This window comes from Robertkochia flava, assembly GCF_020166515.1.
In the GTDB taxonomy this organism is placed as follows: Bacteria; Bacteroidota; Bacteroidia; order Flavobacteriales; family Flavobacteriaceae; genus Robertkochia; species Robertkochia flava.
The window spans coordinates 399,388-415,469 of record NZ_JAINZT010000007.1; the positions used below are offsets into that span (position 1 = coordinate 399,388).

At 47.3% G+C, this 16,082-nt stretch carries 14 protein-coding genes; 3 read left to right on the top strand and 11 right to left on the bottom strand.

The window, feature by feature from the left end:
- Positions 1-17: 17 nt before the first annotated feature.
- The 11 genes from K7R11_RS12940 to K7R11_RS12990 form a co-directional block, all read right to left on the bottom strand.
- Complete coding sequence (locus K7R11_RS12940) at positions 18-1,214, bottom strand: glutamate-5-semialdehyde dehydrogenase (RefSeq protein WP_224491208.1); 1,197 nt, start codon at positions 1,212-1,214, stop codon at positions 18-20.
- Between the two features lie 184 nt (positions 1,215-1,398).
- The gene (gene proC, locus K7R11_RS12945) at positions 1,399-2,193 is read right to left on the bottom strand and encodes a pyrroline-5-carboxylate reductase (protein WP_224491159.1); all 795 of its coding nucleotides are present in this window, start codon (positions 2,191-2,193) and stop codon (positions 1,399-1,401) included.
- 652 nt (positions 2,194-2,845) lie between these two features.
- Positions 2,846-4,129 carry an argininosuccinate lyase gene (argH, locus tag K7R11_RS12950; protein ID WP_224491160.1) on the bottom strand — a complete coding sequence of 428 codons (1,284 nt, stop codon included), beginning with the start codon at positions 4,127-4,129 and terminating at the stop codon, positions 2,846-2,848.
- Positions 4,130-4,365: 236 nt separating this feature from the next.
- Positions 4,366-5,433 carry a M20 family metallo-hydrolase gene (locus K7R11_RS12955; RefSeq protein ID WP_224491161.1) on the bottom strand — a complete coding sequence of 356 codons (1,068 nt, stop codon included), beginning with the start codon at positions 5,431-5,433 and terminating at the stop codon, positions 4,366-4,368.
- Positions 5,430-6,209, bottom strand: coding sequence for an acetylglutamate kinase (gene argB / locus K7R11_RS12960; protein ID WP_224491162.1), 780 nt, complete (start codon positions 6,207-6,209; stop codon positions 5,430-5,432). Before argB ends, K7R11_RS12955 begins: the two co-directional genes overlap by 4 nt.
- Positions 6,210-6,228: 19 nt before the next feature.
- Positions 6,229-7,164 carry an N-acetylornithine carbamoyltransferase gene (locus tag K7R11_RS12965; RefSeq protein ID WP_224491209.1) on the bottom strand — a complete coding sequence of 312 codons (936 nt, stop codon included), beginning with the start codon at positions 7,162-7,164 and terminating at the stop codon, positions 6,229-6,231.
- 27 nt (positions 7,165-7,191) lie between these two features.
- Positions 7,192-8,346 carry an aspartate aminotransferase family protein gene (locus tag K7R11_RS12970; RefSeq protein ID WP_224491163.1) on the bottom strand — a complete coding sequence of 385 codons (1,155 nt, stop codon included), beginning with the start codon at positions 8,344-8,346 and terminating at the stop codon, positions 7,192-7,194.
- Between the two features lie 11 nt (positions 8,347-8,357).
- On the bottom strand, positions 8,358-9,155 hold the full coding sequence (gene proC, locus K7R11_RS12975; protein WP_224491164.1) for a pyrroline-5-carboxylate reductase: 798 nt from the start codon (positions 9,153-9,155) through the stop codon (positions 8,358-8,360).
- A 20-nt stretch (positions 9,156-9,175) separates the two neighbouring features.
- Positions 9,176-10,159 (bottom strand): N-acetyl-gamma-glutamyl-phosphate reductase, encoded by a 984-nt coding sequence (gene argC, locus K7R11_RS12980; RefSeq protein WP_224491165.1) that lies wholly within the window; start codon positions 10,157-10,159, stop codon positions 9,176-9,178.
- The gene (gene argG / locus K7R11_RS12985) at positions 10,156-11,343 is read right to left on the bottom strand and encodes an argininosuccinate synthase (protein WP_224491166.1); all 1,188 of its coding nucleotides are present in this window, start codon (positions 11,341-11,343) and stop codon (positions 10,156-10,158) included. Before argG ends, argC begins: the two co-directional genes overlap by 4 nt.
- A 2-nt stretch (positions 11,344-11,345) precedes the next feature.
- Positions 11,346-11,984, bottom strand: coding sequence for a GNAT family N-acetyltransferase (locus K7R11_RS12990; RefSeq protein ID WP_224491167.1), 639 nt, complete (start codon positions 11,982-11,984; stop codon positions 11,346-11,348).
- A gap of 344 nt (positions 11,985-12,328) precedes the next feature.
- Here K7R11_RS12990 and K7R11_RS12995 point away from each other — a divergent pair, with 344 nt between their 5' ends.
- The 3 genes from K7R11_RS12995 to tilS all read left to right on the top strand — a co-directional run bounded on the left by K7R11_RS12995 (position 12,329) and on the right by tilS (position 16,056).
- Positions 12,329-13,630, top strand: a complete 1,302-nt coding sequence (locus K7R11_RS12995) for an anthranilate synthase component I family protein (RefSeq protein WP_224491168.1) — start codon at positions 12,329-12,331, stop codon at positions 13,628-13,630.
- Positions 13,631-13,906: 276 nt separating this feature from the next.
- Positions 13,907-14,737, top strand: a complete 831-nt coding sequence (locus K7R11_RS13000) for an alpha/beta hydrolase (RefSeq protein ID WP_224491169.1) — start codon at positions 13,907-13,909, stop codon at positions 14,735-14,737.
- Positions 14,737-16,056, top strand: coding sequence for a tRNA lysidine(34) synthetase TilS (gene tilS, locus K7R11_RS13005; protein ID WP_224491170.1), 1,320 nt, complete (start codon positions 14,737-14,739; stop codon positions 16,054-16,056). Before K7R11_RS13000 ends, tilS begins: the two co-directional genes overlap by 1 nt.
- The last annotated feature ends 26 nt before the right edge of the window (positions 16,057-16,082 follow it).

Here is a 16,082-nt window from a genome sequence, read left to right on the forward strand (position 1 = left end):
ATGGATCAGGGTTTATATTAACGGGTTTGTCCGGCTCCGTGAATGTACCACTTATTGGTCACCAGGTGTTGCAGCCCGATTGGCCCTCTTTGGTGTAACTTGTCTGTACTGATGGCCAGTTCGCCACCAAGTCCGAGTTGCCCCCCATCGGTGAAACGGGTAGAGGCGTTGTGGTATACAGCCGCGGCATCTACATTTACCATAAAGGTATCTGCTGCCTGCTGGTCTTTAGTTATAATAGAACTGGAGTGGCCTCCGGAATATTTATTGATCCACGCTACCGCATTTTCAAGGGATTCGGTTTCCCCGAGTACGATCTTATAGTCGAGAAACTCCTCGTACCAAACGTCTTCATTTTGCAGGGGAGCGGTTCCGTCGAGTCCCTTAAGGGCTTCATCGGCCAGGATCTCCACATCACTTTCTCTTAGTAAACCTGTAAGTTCCTTAAGGAAGGCTTCTTTGCCTTCCAGGTTCTTATCTATAAGGACCTTATCCAGCGCATTACAGGCTGAAATTTTCGCCGTTTTTGCGTTCAGGATCACTTTTTTAGCCAATTCCTTATCGGCATCTTTGTGAACATAAACAAAATTGTTACCCCGGCCGCTTACAACTACGGGACAGGTGGCGTGTTCCTTGACAAAGGCGATCAGTCGTTCTCCTCCACGGGGTACGATCAGATCGATCTTTTCTGTCGGATTGGCAAGGAATTCCTGGGTTTCCTGGCGGTTGAACCTCAGGTAGGTTACCCAGTCTGTGATAATGTTGTGTTCCTTCAGGGCACGGTGCCAGAGGTCAACGATTACCAGGTTGGAATTGAGCGATTCCTTACCTCCTTTAAGGAGGATCTTGTTTCCTGACTTAAAGGCAATTCCTGCAGCCTCGACGGTAACATCAGGTCTTGATTCATATATGATCATTACCGTACCGAAAGGTGCTGTTTTGTTAGAGACTTCCATCCCATTGTCATGGGAGAAATGAAATCGTTCTTTTCCGAGCGGATCTTCCTGAGAAGCCAGCTCTTCCAAAGAAGTGATCATCCCTTCGATCTTTGCATCGTTAACTTTTAACCGGTCTTCCATGGCGAGATCTTCCCCATTGTACGAATCCAGGTCTTTCTTGTTAGCATCGAGGATCGCGTCTTTCTCCTGGCGGATCAGGGTTGCCATACTCAATAAAACATTGTTACGCTCTTTGATCGTAAGTATTGTATTCATCACTTTTGTGCCGGTAGTGTTTCTGTTGTTTTCAGTACCGGTCTTGAGGGTGTTAAGTTTTATCGGAGGAACCGGATCTACGGACACCCTTTTTGTTTTTTCCGTGATCGGGTCCTTTTTAGAATAATTAATTGTTGTTTAAATCGTTTTTTAGGTCGTAACCAGCAAAGTCAACCTTTAAGGCTTATTGCCCGTTGATATTACTGATCTTATCGTAAGCCGCCATCACTCCCTGGATAACAGCCGAACTCAGTCCGTTGTGCTCCATGGCATTTAATCCTTCAATGGTACACCCCTGTGGCGTGGTTACATTATCCACCTCGACCTCCGCCTGGGTTCCGTCCTCAATAAGGGAGGCTGCTCCAATGGCTACCTGTGCCACAATCTCCTGTGCCTCATGTGGGTGAAAACCCATTTGAACCCCACCCTGGGTGAGGGCCCGAAGGAATCTCAGGAAAAAGGCCGTACCGGATGCTCCCAGAACCGTTGCTGGTTTCATCAGGCGCTGTTCGATAATAATGGCTTTACCAATGGTTCCAAACATCTTTCTAACGAATTCCACATCTTCATCATCATTGTTCTCGGCGCAAATGAATGACATGGATTGCTGCTTAACTGCGGCGGTATTCGGCATGGCGCGAATTACCTTGTTGTTAGGAACGTATTCGTTAATTTCCTCTGTGGTTACCCCGGTTACGGTGGAGATCAACACCTGATCCTCCTTAAGATGACCCTTGATCTCTTCCAGTACCACTTTCAGGATCCTCGGCTGAATACACAGGATGATCCATTTTGAATCTTTAATGGCTTCTACGTTGTTTGCTGTAACACTCACTCCGGCCTGCTCTTTTATGATCTCCAGGTTTTCAGGAGAAGCATCGGCCACCATGATGTTCTTTGGATCGAACAGATCGCTGCTCGCGAGTCCACTGATTATAGATTTTCCTAAATTTCCCGATCCAATTACAGTTACTTTCATGTTTTGTTTTTAAGGTTAATATTAATTCTTGTACCTAATGGTTCATCATTCGTGCCAAAGACCTTGTTTCTGAAATTGCTTTCGAACCGGGTCTTTTTTAAAGAAAAGAGGTAGCAGAATAAATGATGTGCTACAAGCGTCTTTTCTTACAGGCGCAAACTCCGAACTGCTACCATTATAATATTATATGTCTCAAATCCAAGTTTCTACAGGGGTTTTACATAATATTAAGGTCCAAATATTTTTTGTTAAAAAATGAAATTTTAAACGGGTCAAGGCTGTTTTGACGTTGGTGGTTATCGTAAAGAAATTCTTATAACTTATTCCAATCTGCTTATTTCCAACGTTTGAGTATGATACCGGCATGAGGTATAATCCGGATACTTTTAAAAGTCCGGAAATGAATATTTATGACGGAGCGGGGGAGGACTTTCGCCATTTTACATATTATTTTTTAACTTAATTTTAACAAATTGAAAATGGCTGTTTGGGGAGATAAATAGGAGGAATTAGTGGTAAAATCTTAGAAAATAATCTTCTGACGGATTATAAAAAAAGGATCTTCCCCTGGAATATGAAGAGGAAGATCCTGCACTAATATTTAAAGTTGCTGTCGAAATGACAAAGGAGCATCTGACAAGATGTCGGGATGTTACTCGCTGAAGCGTTTCATTTTATTCCGGATCTCCTGCAGCGCAGGTTTCCCAATGCTTCCGGTATGAGTATGGTGAATATCCCTGTGAGGGGTATACGTTCCTTTATCTATACTTTCGCCCATTTGCCTGTAGGCTTCCCTGAAAGGAATACCATCGAGTACCATCTGGTTTAGGGTGTCCACGCTAAAAAGGTATTGGTACTTTTCTTCTTCCAGGATGTTTGTGTTTACTTTCATTTCCTTAATGCTGAAAGCGGTCATTTCCAGGCAGCTTTTCATTTCCTGAATGGCGGGTACAATAAGCTCCTTGCACAGTTGGAGATCACGGTGGTAACCACTGGGCAGGTTGGTGGTCAGCATGGCTAGGGTGTTAGGCAATGCCTGTAATTTGTTGCATTTACCCCGGATCAGTTCGAATACATCGGGGTTCTTTTTATGGGGCATGATACTGCTTCCCGTAGTGAATTCCTTTGGAAAACTGATGAAGTCAAAATTCTGGCTGAGATACAGGCAGATATCCATAGCCAGTTTTCCGAGGGTACCAGCCAATCCGGCCATGGCATAGGCCGTGTGTTTTTCAACCTTTCCGCGCCCCATCTGGGCGGCGACAACATTGTATTTCATGGTGGCGAATCCCAGCGCTTCAGTGGTGAATTCCCGGTCTATCGGGAAAGAGCTCCCATAACCTGCGGCACTTCCCAGCGGATTCTGATCACAGATCCTGTGGGCTGTGTTCAACATCAGCATGTCGTCTGCAAGGCTTTCTGCGTAGGCACCGAGCCAAAGGGCGAATGATGACGGCATGGCTACCTGCAAGTGGGTGTAACCGGGCATCAGCACATCCTGGTAAGTTTTTGCCAGGTTTAACAAAATATCGAACAGGTCGAGGGTAAGGGCTTTCATGCTGTTGATCTCTTCCCTGAGATATAGTTGCATGGCCACCAGGACCTGGTCATTTCGGGATCGGGCGGTGTGGATTTTTTTTCCTGTATCTCCCAACTCTTCGATAAGGAGGTATTCGATCTTGGAATGCATGTCTTCAAACTGGTCTTCTATGGTGAAATTACCGGCATCGATCTCCTTTTCGATACGATCGAGCTCACCAGTCAGTAATGTTCCTTCCTTTAGCGTGATCAGGCCTGTAGAGGCCAGCATTTGTGCATGTGCCCTGGAGGCGATCACGTCGTATTTCGCCAGAAGCAGATCCAGTTCCCTGTCGGCTCCAACGGTGAAGATGTCTATTTTTTCGTCTGTTTTAAATCCTTTGTCCCAGAGTTTCATTTCTTTTAAGGTTACGGGTTACGCCTGCTATTCCTGCCGGGAGGAAATCCTGTCGTACATGCAGGTAGCCAGGGGTTACGGGTTACATTTATATAATAGTGGAATTTGAAAAATATCCTTTTATACATTTATCTAAATTCACAACTAAAAACTAACAACTAACAACTAACAACTAACAACTAACAACTAACAATTCACAATTCACAATTCACAATTCACAATTCACAATTTCCAATCTATTCCATCACTACTTTTTCCAGCAGCCGGGCATAGATATCGATGCCTTCCAAGATCTCATCCACATAGATGAATTCGTCTGCCGAATGGGACCGGGTCGAATCTCCGGGGCCCATCTTCAGGGAAGGGCAGCTCAGTACGGCCTGGTCGGACAGGGTGGGTGACCCATAGGTCTTTCGTCCCATATCAAGTCCGGACAACACCAGGGGGTGGTCTGCAGGGATGGAAGAGGAGCCCAGTCTTAGGGAGCGCGGGGTGATCCTGCATGGGGCCTCTGCTTTAAGCAGGTTATAGATATCCTGGTTGCTGTAATGCTCGTTCACCCGTACGTCTACCACAAGGTCTACTTTGGCAGGCACCACATTATGCTGGGTACCGGCATTGACCTGGGTTACGGTCATCTTTACATCGCCCAGCAGGGGAGAGGTTTTTTCAAAGCTGAAATTCTTAAACCACTCCAGCACTTCTATACACTTGTATATGGGGTTGTCGGAATTCGGGTGGGCGGCGTGGCCCGGGGTTCCCTCAATACAGGCATCAAAAACCACGAGTCCTTTTTCGGCAATGGCCAGGTCCATTTTGGTAGGTTCCCCCACGATGGCCACTTCCGGGGTGGGCAGGTGCTTTAACACGGAGTTCAATCCGTTAGGCCCGCTGTTCTCCTCTTCTGCGGAAGCCACCATGACCACATTGTACTTGAGTCCCGGCATTTCATAGAGCCAGGTGAAGACGGCCAGCAGGGCTACCAGGCATCCTCCGGCATCATTGCTTCCCAGTCCGTAAAGTTTCCCGCCTTCTATAGAGGGGGTAAAGGGATCCCTGGTATAACCTACATTGGGTTTTACGGTATCATGGTGAGAATTGAGCAGCAAAAGCGGAGCATCGGGGTTCACATTTTTATTAAAGGCCCAGAGATTGTTGTTTTCCCTTTCAAAAGGTATACCATGCCTTTTGAACCACTGCTCCAGGAGGGCGGCAGTGTGCTCCTCTTCTTTTGAGAAGGACGGGGTGGCAATGAGTTCTTTTAAGAGTGATATGGCTTCTTCCTTGAGTTCTTCCAATGTCATGATAAGCAAATTTTGGTATTGGCAGCTGTGGTGTTTTGGATCATCTGATGGGAGCCTATAAATACTTCGCTCACCCCATTTTCAAGGGCAGAGAAGGCGTTGTGAAGTTTAGGCAGCATCCCGTCGGCAATAACCCCTTTTTGTCTGAGTTCTTCAAAATAACCGGGATTGATCTCCGGGATCACTGAATCTTCGGCATTTACATCCATGAGCACCCCATTCTTTTCAAAGCAATAGAACAGGCGGGTGTTCCAATGTTCTGAAAGGGCTGTTGCCAGGGAGGCAGCTATGGTGTCAGCATTGGTGTTTAGCAGTTGTCCTTTCCCGTCATGGGTTACCGCACAACACACCGGGGTGATCCCGGCCTGAAGAAGCAAATTTAATTGCTGGGTGTTTACCTGGGAAACATCCCCGGCATATCCGTAATCGATCTCTTTTACGGTACGTTTCACCGCTGTGATAATATTCAGGTCAGCTCCACTTATGCCAATGGCATTACACCCCCACGCCTGGAGGCTGGCCGTGATGTTCTTATTGACATATCCGGCATAGACCATGGTAATTACCTTCAGGGTGTCTTCACAGGTAATCCGTCTTCCCTGGTGCATCTTAACCGGTATCCCCAATTTTTGTGCGGTTTCACTGGCTAGCTTTCCTCCGCCGTGTACCAGGATCTTGTCTCCGGGCATGGTGGAAAGTGCTTTTAGGAAGGAAGCCAATACCTGCTCATCCTCAATCACATTTCCGCCTATTTTGATAATATTCAGATCTTTCATGCGCGTCTTTTTAAGAGTTTTAGGCTTCTAAAAGTGTTTTCAAAACTGCCTGGGCTGCCCAGGTCCTGTTATTGGCCTGTTCGATCACAAGGCTTTGCTTACTGTCGAGTACGGCATCTTCAACCACTACATTTCGTCTCACCGGCAGGCAATGCATAAAGGAAGCAGTTCCTATTTTATCCAGGGTTACCATCCATTCCTTATCGGTGTTAAGCACCTGCCCGTAGGTTTCATAGGAGCTCCAGTTTTTTGCGTAGACAAAATCGGCTCCTTCCAGGGCTTTTTTCTGGTCGTATTCCAGGCGTACTCCATTAGTGATCTCCCCGGAAAGGGCATATCCTTCGGGGTGGGTAATGGTCAGGTCCACCTCCATGAGCTTCATCATTTTTACAAACGAATTGGGTACTGCCTGTGGCAATGCTCTCGGATGAGGAGCCCAGGTGAGGACCACCTTTGGTTTCTGAAGCGTTTTGTGTTCTTCTATGGTCATGGCGTCTGCCAGGGCCTGAAGGGGGTGGGCTGTGGCACTTTCCATGTTGATCACCGGTACCGAGGCATGGGTCGCAAAACTGTTTAAGAGCAACTCTGCATAATCGTCAGCCCGGGATTCCAGATCGGCAAATGCCCGGATCGCGATCAGGTCGGCATACTGCGACATCACAGCTGCAGCCTCCTTTACATGTTCGGCCTTATCGGCATTCATAACAGTGCCATCCTCAAATTCCAGTTTCCAGCCATCCTGGTTCAGGTTCACCACCATGACATCCATGCCCAGGTTTCGGGCGGCCTTTTGAGTGCTGAGTCGTGTTCTGAGGCTGCTGTTAAAGAACAGCATGATCAGGGTTTTGTTGGCCCCGGTATGGCGAAAGGCATAGGGATTTGTTTTAAGCGTTTTTGCACTTTCAAGAAGGGACCTGAGATCTTTGATGTCTTCCAGGTCTGTAAATGCGGTCATATGTGGTTTTGTGGTCATCATGTATGCTTAATTTACCAGGCTTTCTTCTCCGGTCTCCTGTAAAACTTCTTCCAGGGCCTTGGCCAATAGGTCAATATGTTGTTTTTCTATGTTAAGTGGGGGAAGCAGACGTATCATGTGTTTATTAGCAGCCCCTCCGGTAAAGATCTGTTTTTCGAAAAGCAGTTTTTTCCTGAGGATGGCAGCTGGTACCTTCACCTCGATCCCGGTCATTAGTCCCATACCCTTTACTGCATTAACCCCGGGTATTTCATGGAGTACTTTTCTGAGGTAAGGAGAAATGGTATTAACATGTTCCATAAGTTTTTCCTGTTCAAGAACCTCGAGAACGGCCAGTCCTGCAGCACAGGCCAGGTGGTTACCTCCAAAGGTAGTTCCCAATTGGCCGTGTTTTGGTTGAATATCTTCATGCAGCAAAACCCCGGCAATAGGGAAACCGTTCCCCATTCCTTTCGCCATGGTAATGATATCCGGGGTAACCCCGGCATGCTGAAAGGCAAAGAACTTACCGCTTCTTCCGTACCCGCACTGTATTTCATCGGCGATGAACATGACCCCGTAGGTTTTGCACAATCGCTGAATGCCCTGAAGAAATACTTCTGATGCAGTCTGTAATCCTCCAACCCCCTGAATAGGCTCAATGATCACTGCACAAACATCGCCCTTGGCAAGTTCCTGTTCCAGGGCCTGCAGGTCTTCTGATGGCAGATGGGTGACAAAATGACCGGAATTAAGCGGCGCTTGTATGGAGGCATTATCTGTTGCCGCCACGGCGGCGGAGGTTCTTCCATGGAAGGCTTTTTCAAAGGCGATCACCCTTTTCTTTCCGGTCTCGAAAGAGGCCATTTTCAGCGCATTTTCATTGGCCTCTGCCCCTGAGTTGCACAGGAATAACTGGTAAGGATCGCAGCCTGAAATGGCTCCGAGCTTTTGTGCCAGGTCCTGCTGCAGCGGATTTTGGATCGCGTTCGAATAAAATCCTATCTTCCCGAGTTGATCGGTGATCCTCCCGGTGTAGTGAGGATGGGAGTGTCCTATGGAGATTACTGCGTGACCTCCGTAAAAATCAAGATATTCCTTATCGTTTTGGTCATATATGTAGGCTCCTGTTCCTTTAACGGGAGTAATATCGTAGAGCGGATAGACATCAAATAATTTCATGATTTGCTTATTTATTTAGGTTTAGCGATCTCATTGATCTTATCAAAGGAGGCTTTCATTCCTTTTATCAGGGAGGCGCTCATGCCTCGAAACTCCATTTCGTTCAGGCCTTCAATGGTGCAACCCATAGGGGTGGTTACCTTATCGATCTCTGCCTCCGGGTGGTTCCCTGAATCGATGAGCAGGCTCGCTGCACCAAAACAGGTCTGCACGGCCATTTCATGTGCCTCTCCGGCATCAAATCCTAATTGTATGGCTCCCTGGGTGGTGGCTCTGATGAGACGCATCCAAAAGGCAATCCCACTGGCGCAAATTACGGTAGCGGCCTGCATTTTATCTTCAGATATCGTCAGGGTATGGCCGAGGCAATTAAAAATAGCAATGGCTTTTTCTTGAAGCGCCTGGGCATGTTCGTTGCCACAGAGGGTGGTCATCGATTTGCCCACTGCTATAGCTGTATTTGGCATGGCCCGCATGATGGGTTGTTCCTTGCCGAGATAATCTTCAATACGACCTATAGGATATCCTGTAACTGTTGAGATCACCAGTTGTTTTTTGTTTACAACTGTTGACAGCTCTTTCAGGACTTCATTTAGTTGTCCGGGCTGCACAGCTATAAGAATGACCTGGGCATTTTCTGCAGCCGATTTGTTCGAGGTAGCGCATGCCACCCCTTTCATGGCTTCAAATTCCTTCAGGTGACCTGGCTTTTTTTTGGTGAGTACCAATTCATCCGCAAGGTTTTCCCTGATGATGCCCCGGGCGATGGATGCTCCGAGATTTCCTGCTCCTATGATCGCTATTTTCATATTCCCTGTAATGTTTACGGTTAAAAGTAACTGCCTTTGAGCTGCAATCCTGAGGTTTCCTCAAAGCCAAATATCAGGTTCATATTTTGAACAGCCTGTCCGGAGGCTCCTTTAACCAGGTTGTCAATGATACTGGTCACCAATAGCAGGTTGTCGTGTTTGTGCAAATGGATCAGGCACTTATTGGTATTTACAACCTGCTTCAGATGCAGCTCCTCATCGGATACAATAGTGTAGGGGGTATGCTTGTAGGCATCTTCGAATATGGATCTGGCCTGGTCTGCGCTTCCCTCGAATTTTAGATAGTTTGTGGTCAGGATACCCCTGGTAAAATCGCCCCTGTAGGGCATAAAGGTTACCTGGCTCATTTTACTGTCTTTAGCTCCTGTCAAAGCGATATTCTGTTGGATCTCTCCCAGGTGTTGATGATTGAAGGGCTTATACCAGCTTAGGTTGTTGTTTCTCCAGCTGAAGTGGGAAGTGGCACTGGGTTGTACTCCGGCCCCGGTACTTCCTGTGATCCCGGTGGTATGCACCTCCTCCGGCAATACCCCTGCTTTGGCCAATGGTAAGAGGGCGAGCTGAATCGCGGTTGCAAAACAACCGGGATTCGCGATGGCGACGGCCTGCTGTATTTCTTCCTTATAAAACTCAGGTAGCCCATAGACGAATTTTCTGCCCCCGAATTCCGAATCCGGGGTAAGTCTGAAATCGTTACTAAGGTCAATGATCACCGTGTTTTCGCCAAGCGCGTTTTGCTGAAGGAACTTTGTGGAATTCCCATGCCCCAGGCATAAAAATACCACGTCTGCATCGGCCGTTACCGTTGAACTGAATTTAAGGTTGGTGGTACCTGTAAGATCCTGGTGAATCTCACTGACCTTTTTTCCGGCATTGGTTGTACTGTAGATGAAATCGATTTCCACCTGTGGGTGAAATGCCAGAATACGCAGCAATTCTCCTGCCGTATACCCTGAACCTCCTATTATTCCGGCTTTAATCATAATGATACAGGATTGATGTTCTGATGAATTTTCTGTGCCTGGGCGTTGATCTTAATAAACCCTTTGGCTTCCGTAGCACTCCAGCCGGAATTCATTTCCCCGTAGCTTCCGAAATCCGGATGCATCAGGTCGTTTTCAGATTGGATTCCGTCCAGGGTAAAGCGATAGGGGTAAAGGGTAAGAAAGACCTCTCCGGTAACAGCTTTCTGAGTATCTTCCAGGAAACACTCCACATTTCTCATAAACGGATCCAGGTATTGTCCTTCGTGCAGAAGCATCCCATACTGGCTGGCCAGGTACTCTTTATGGTGCTGTTGCCACTTGCTCAACACATGCTTTTCCAACAGGTGGTGTGCCTTAAGCAGCAATATGGGGGCCGCGGCCTCGAATCCAACCCGGCCTTTGATACCAATGATGGTGTCTCCTACATGGATGTCTCTTCCAATGGCATAGGCGGAAGCAATTTTTTCCAGCTCATGGATCAGGGCAACAGGATTCATTTCTACCCCGTTTAACGTAACCGGCTCTCCTTTATGGAATGCAATGCGCAATGACTGGGGTTGCTCGGATTTCAGCTGACTGGGATAGGCTCCTTCCGGAAGGGGTTTATCTGAGGTCAGGGTTTCTGCTCCGCCCACACTGGTTCCCCATAATCCCTTGTTGATCGAATACTGGGCTTTTTCCCATTGCATTTTGATGCCGTGCTCCTCCAGGTATGCCACCTCCTGTTGCCGCGACAATTGCAGGTCCCTAATCGGGGTGATGATCTCAATTCCCGGGGCCATCACCTGGAATACCGTATCGAACCTCACCTGGTCGTTTCCGGCTCCGGTGCTTCCATGGGCAATACACGATGCATCGATCTCCTTTGCGTATTTGATCAGAGCCATGGCCTGTACGATTCGTTCTGCACTTACAGAAAGCGGATAGGTGTTGTTTTTCAGGATGTTTCCAAATAAAAGGTATTTGATCACCTTATGATAATAGGTTTCCTGGGCATCCAGGGAGGTGTAGGACGCTGCCCCCAGTGCCAATGCCTTTTCTTCCAGCAGGTGAATATCCTTCTCACTGAATCCCCCGGTATTTACGCTTACTGCGTGAACTTCGAAGTTATTCTCGCTGAGGTATTTTATACAATAGGAAGTATCGAGTCCGCCACTATAGGCCAGTACTAATTTTTTCATTTTTAAAGGGCTTGATTTTTAAACTTTTCTTTTTTCAGGAACAGGGATTGCTTAATTCGCTTGAGTCTTTCCACAACTTTTACGTTCAGACTTCGGTTCCTTTTATGCTTTTTGTTCTTGTCTGCCGGGTCGTAAAGCATCCCGGTACAGAGACACATTTTACGCTCGGTACGGGTGAGAATGTCGTAATTCCTGCAGGTTTGACAACCTTTCCAGAAATCCGGATCATCGGTAAGTTCAGAAAACGTTACCGGTTCATACCCCAGGTCGTAATTGATTTTCATTACGGCCAGTCCGGTAGTGATACCGAATATCTTTGCATGAGGGAATTTTGTACGGCTGTGTTCAAAGATCTTTGTTTTGATCTTTGTGGCAAGGCCTTCGCCCCTGTAATCGGGATGTACAATTAAGCCGGAATTGGCAACGAATTTACCATGGCCCCAGGTTTCTATATAGCAAAATCCTGCAAAACGGGCACCATCCAGGGCGATCACCGCGTTTCCATTGAGGATCTTGGTAGTAATATATTCAGGAGTCCTTTTGGCGATACCCGTCCCGCGGAGTTTGGCGGATTCTTCAATGGTATCACAAATGGTCTGTGCATAGCACAAGTGCGATTGATCTGCAATAACAATTTGCATATGACAATAAATAACAGGTTAACACTGCTTGATTAAAATAAAAAGGGATCAGATTTTGGAAGCAGGGCCGGACTCACCTGGGCCCCAGAAAGAATATTACGCCCTACGGGCGTGGGCGACGAACCTGGCGGTTGCGAACAGGAATAAATACCACAGCAGGAGCCGGAGAGAAGATGGCCCTTATTGCATTGATGATATTTTTAATTTCCTGTGTCATTCTAAAAATGCTGTTGCACATGGTTTCGTAATGGCAACGAAGGGCAATATTATAAATTATATTTCTAATACGCACCCTTTTTTGTTATTAAATTTGTGATCCGGTTAAAAAGATCCCTCCAAAAGCGATGAAAAGAACAGAGACGTTTTATGATATACCACTGGATGTGTCCTTAAAAAAGGCGCTCTTACTTTGGGGTGAACAGCATGAAGAGGTGGTTTTTCTCGACAGTAATGAGTATGTGCAGCGGCATGGAAATTTTGATGCTGTCCTTGCTGTCGATGCGCTCACAGCAGTGCGAACCGATGCTCATAATGCTTTTGAAGATCTTTCGGAATACCGGAGGATTACCAACGACTGGATTTTCGGATACCTGGCTTATGACCTGAAGAACGATACCGAAGCCCTGGAATCTGAGAACTTCGACGGACTCGGTTTTCCGGACCTCTATTTTTTTCAGCCCAAAAAGATCATCTTTTATAAATCGGGGAAGCTTGTTTTTTCCTATTTGCCGATGGCCGATGATGAGATCGAAGAGGACTACCACAAGATCCTTGCCTTACGTTCGGCATCTGTGCCGGGGAAGGCGCATGATATCTCCATCAAACTCCGGGTTCATAAGGAAGCATATAAACAAAAGGTGGAGGAGATGCTTGCCCATATTCATCGCGGAGATATCTATGAAGCTAATTTTTGCCAGGAATTCTATGCGGAAGATACAGAAATCGTCCCCCTTCGCTGCTATCTTGACCTGAATGCCATTTCTGCACCGCCTTTTGCCACCTACCTGAAACTCGAGGAACTTTACCTGGTTTCTGCTTCCCCTGAGCGCTACCTGAAGAAAAGCGGACAAACAGTGATTTCTCAGCCCATAAAAGGCACCGCCAGACGGTCATCGGACCCTGAAGAGGATAACCGTCTGGCCGTTCAATTAAAAGAAGATGAAAAGGAACGGGCGGAAAATGTAATGATTGTGGACCTGGTACGGAATGATCTCTCGAGAATGGCCCTCAAGGGTTCGGTACAGGTAGAAGAGCTGTGTGAGGTGTATACGTTTAAGCAGGTTCACCAGCTTATTTCCACCGTGGAAGCAATGGTTGCAGAAGATACCGATCCGGTAGCGGTCATTAAGAATACCTTCCCTATGGGCTCCATGACCGGGGCACCGAAAATATCGGCTATGAAAATCATCGAATCCCTGGAATCTACCAAACGCGGACTCTATAGTGGAGCCGTGGGCTATTTTACCCCGCAAGGAGATTTCGACCTGAACGTGATCATCAGGAGTATTCTCTATAACAGCAAACGGAAATATGTGTCTTTTTCGGTGGGTAGTGCAATTACGGCTGCCTCCTCTCCCGAAAGGGAATATGAAGAATGCCTGGTGAAGGCCCGTGCCATGAGGCAGGTGTTGGGTGGGGAGTCGTGAGTCGGGAGTAGTTAGTGGTTAGTCGTGAGTCGGGAGCTTGCCTGCCTGTGCGAAGCACGGTAGGTCGGGAGTAGTTAGTTGTGAGTCGGGAGTCGTGAGTCGTGAGTCGGGAGTGGTTTAAGGGAGAGTGGGGAGATCTGATTTCGTAAAGTCGTTAAGTTGCTGTACCTACGTACCTATGTACCTCCGTCCCTCCGTCCCTCCGTACCTTCGTCCCTCCGTACCCTTATTTCCAAATAACTTTTTAACTTTAGGAACGCAATCAACCATTAGCCAATGAAACACGAGGGTTTTGAATTTACCTGTCACGGTCATAAACTTTTCGGGCAGTCCTGGAGTGCCGACCAGCCAAGGGGATTGGTGGTGCTCGTTCACGGAATGGGGGAACACGGGGGGAGGTATTCTTCATCCCTGGTTCCCGACCTGGTCTCAGCGGGTTTCGTGGTTTTTGCCACCGATCATTTCGGGCATGGCCACAGTGAAGGAAAGCGCGGCTATTGCCCCGGTTATGAAGCCGTTTTGGATAGTGTTGAAATGACATTGGAGCTGGCCGGGAAATCGCACCCCTGCCTGCCGGTATTTCTTTACGGACATAGCATGGGGGGGAATGTGGTCCTTGGCTATACCATGAAAAGAAAGCCCGCAGTTAAAGGGGTAGTTAGTACAAGTCCTTTTCTGAGAATGGCCTTTGAGCCCCCCGCCTGGAAAATGGCCATGGGGAAAATCCTGAGAAACCTGATTCCATCGCTTACCATGCCCAGCGGACTAAACCCGGAGCATATTTCCCGGGATCCCAGGGAGGTGAAAAAATACAAGGAAGATCCTTTGGTGCACGAAAAGGTGAGCCCGAACTTTGTTTTCCCTTTTTTAAAAGCAGGAGAGTGGATCCTTGCCCATCCCGAAGAGATGGGGGTACCCCTGCTTTTGTGCCATGGTACCGGAGATCAAATTACCAGTCACTGGGCCACAAAGGCACTGGCGAAACAGATGGGAAAGGCCGATTTGGAGCTTTTCGAAGGGGGGTATCACGAACTTCACAATGATTATGGGAAGGAAGAAATGAAATCCCGGGTAGTCCAATGGCTTGAACAAAATCTACAGGAATAGTGGAACAGGAGTTTAAAAAACACATCGAAGAGAAGTTTCCTTTTATTAAGGGAGAATCCTTATTGATCGCGGTAAGCGGAGGTCTGGACAGTGTAGTGCTTGCGTATTTAAGTATGCACTGTTGCGGATTTAAAACCGCAATTGCACACTGCAATTTCCAGTTGAGGGGAGCAGAGAGTGAACGGGATGCTCGTTTTGTGGAAGCCCTGGCCAAACAATGGGATGTTCCGTGTTTTGTCAGGCGGTTTGATACGGAAGCCTGGGCAGGGTCGCATGGAGTATCTACCCAGATGGCGGCTCGGGAGCTTCGTTATGAATGGTTTTATAAACTTATGGAAGAGCAGGGCTACCGCTATTTATTAACCGGTCATCATGCCGATGATAACCTGGAAACATTTATCATTAACCTCAGCCGGGGGACCGGGCTGGAAGGCTTAACCGGTATTCCTGCAGTAAACGGGAATGTGGTGAGGCCATTACTGCCCTTCTCCAGGGAGCAGATCGAGACCTTTGCAAAAGAGAAGGGCTTGCAATGGATTGAAGACAGCAGCAATGAAGAAACCAAATACCTGCGCAACAAGATCCGGCATGAAGTTATTCCAGGCTTAAAGGATCTCAATACAGCCCTGGTAAGTAATTTTAATAAAACCATTGAATATCTGCAGGGGACTTCTTCCATGCTTGAAGATCATATCAACGTGGTCAGGTCTGCGATCTTTGTAAAAGAAAATGGCCTGATAAAGGTGCCTGTGGCCTCTTTGAAAGCGCTCAGGCCCGTAAATGCCTATCTTTATGCATTTTTTAACCGCTACGGTTTCACAGAGTGGAATGACCTGGAACACCTCCTGGTCGGGCAAACGGGGAAGATGGTACTTTCTCCCACGCACCGGCTGTTCCGAGATCGCGACTTTTTAATACTACAGGAATTGCGGGAAGCAGATGCGCATGAGAATACCACCTATGTGATCCGTAAAAAAAATACGAGATTTACAGGGCCTTTGACCCTGAGTTTTGAGAATGTCGATGCCATCACCCATACGGCCAAAAATGTGATCTATGTAGATGAGGGAAAGCTGAGTTTTCCGCTTAAAATCAGAAAGTGGGAAGATGGAGACCGCTTTGAGCCTTTTGGTCTGAAGGGCAGTAAAAAATTAAGCAAGTTCTTTAAGGATGAGAAATTCTCCCTGGCCGAAAAGGAACGGCAATGGCTGCTTTGCGACGCCCAGGACCGTATTGTCTGGGTGATCGGGAAAAGGGCAGACAACAGGTTCCGGGTAGATGATCATACCGAGGAGATCCTCAGAATACGAACACATTAATTAAATTCCTAATTCATACCATTTAA

Excerpts from the sequence above, each read along its gene's own strand:
- K7R11_RS12990 (WP_224491167.1), bottom strand. The coding sequence starts at position 11,984 with ATGCAAATTGTTATTGCAGATCAATCGCACTTGTGCTATGCACAGACC.
- argC (WP_224491165.1), bottom strand. The coding sequence starts at position 10,159 with ATGATTAAAGCCGGAATAATAGGAGGTTCAGGGTATACGGCAGGAGAA.
- K7R11_RS12995 (WP_224491168.1), top strand. The coding sequence starts at position 12,329 with ATGAAAAGAACAGAGACGTTTTATGATATACCACTGGATGTGTCCTTA.
- K7R11_RS12970 (WP_224491163.1), bottom strand. The coding sequence starts at position 8,346 with ATGAAATTATTTGATGTCTATCCGCTCTACGATATTACTCCCGTTAAA.
- K7R11_RS12955 (WP_224491161.1), bottom strand. The coding sequence starts at position 5,433 with ATGACATTGGAAGAACTCAAGGAAGAAGCCATATCACTCTTAAAAGAA.
- argH (WP_224491160.1), bottom strand. The coding sequence starts at position 4,129 with ATGAAACTCTGGGACAAAGGATTTAAAACAGACGAAAAAATAGACATC.
- K7R11_RS13000 (WP_224491169.1), top strand. The coding sequence starts at position 13,907 with ATGAAACACGAGGGTTTTGAATTTACCTGTCACGGTCATAAACTTTTC.
- argG (WP_224491166.1), bottom strand. The coding sequence starts at position 11,343 with ATGAAAAAATTAGTACTGGCCTATAGTGGCGGACTCGATACTTCCTAT.
- K7R11_RS12965 (WP_224491209.1), bottom strand. The coding sequence starts at position 7,164 with ATGACCGCATTTACAGACCTGGAAGACATCAAAGATCTCAGGTCCCTT.
- argB (WP_224491162.1), bottom strand. The coding sequence starts at position 6,209 with ATGAAAGATCTGAATATTATCAAAATAGGCGGAAATGTGATTGAGGAT.
- K7R11_RS12940 (WP_224491208.1), bottom strand. The coding sequence starts at position 1,214 with ATGAATACAATACTTACGATCAAAGAGCGTAACAATGTTTTATTGAGT.
- proC (WP_224491164.1), bottom strand. The coding sequence starts at position 9,155 with ATGAAAATAGCGATCATAGGAGCAGGAAATCTCGGAGCATCCATCGCC.
- proC (WP_224491159.1), bottom strand. The coding sequence starts at position 2,193 with ATGAAAGTAACTGTAATTGGATCGGGAAATTTAGGAAAATCTATAATC.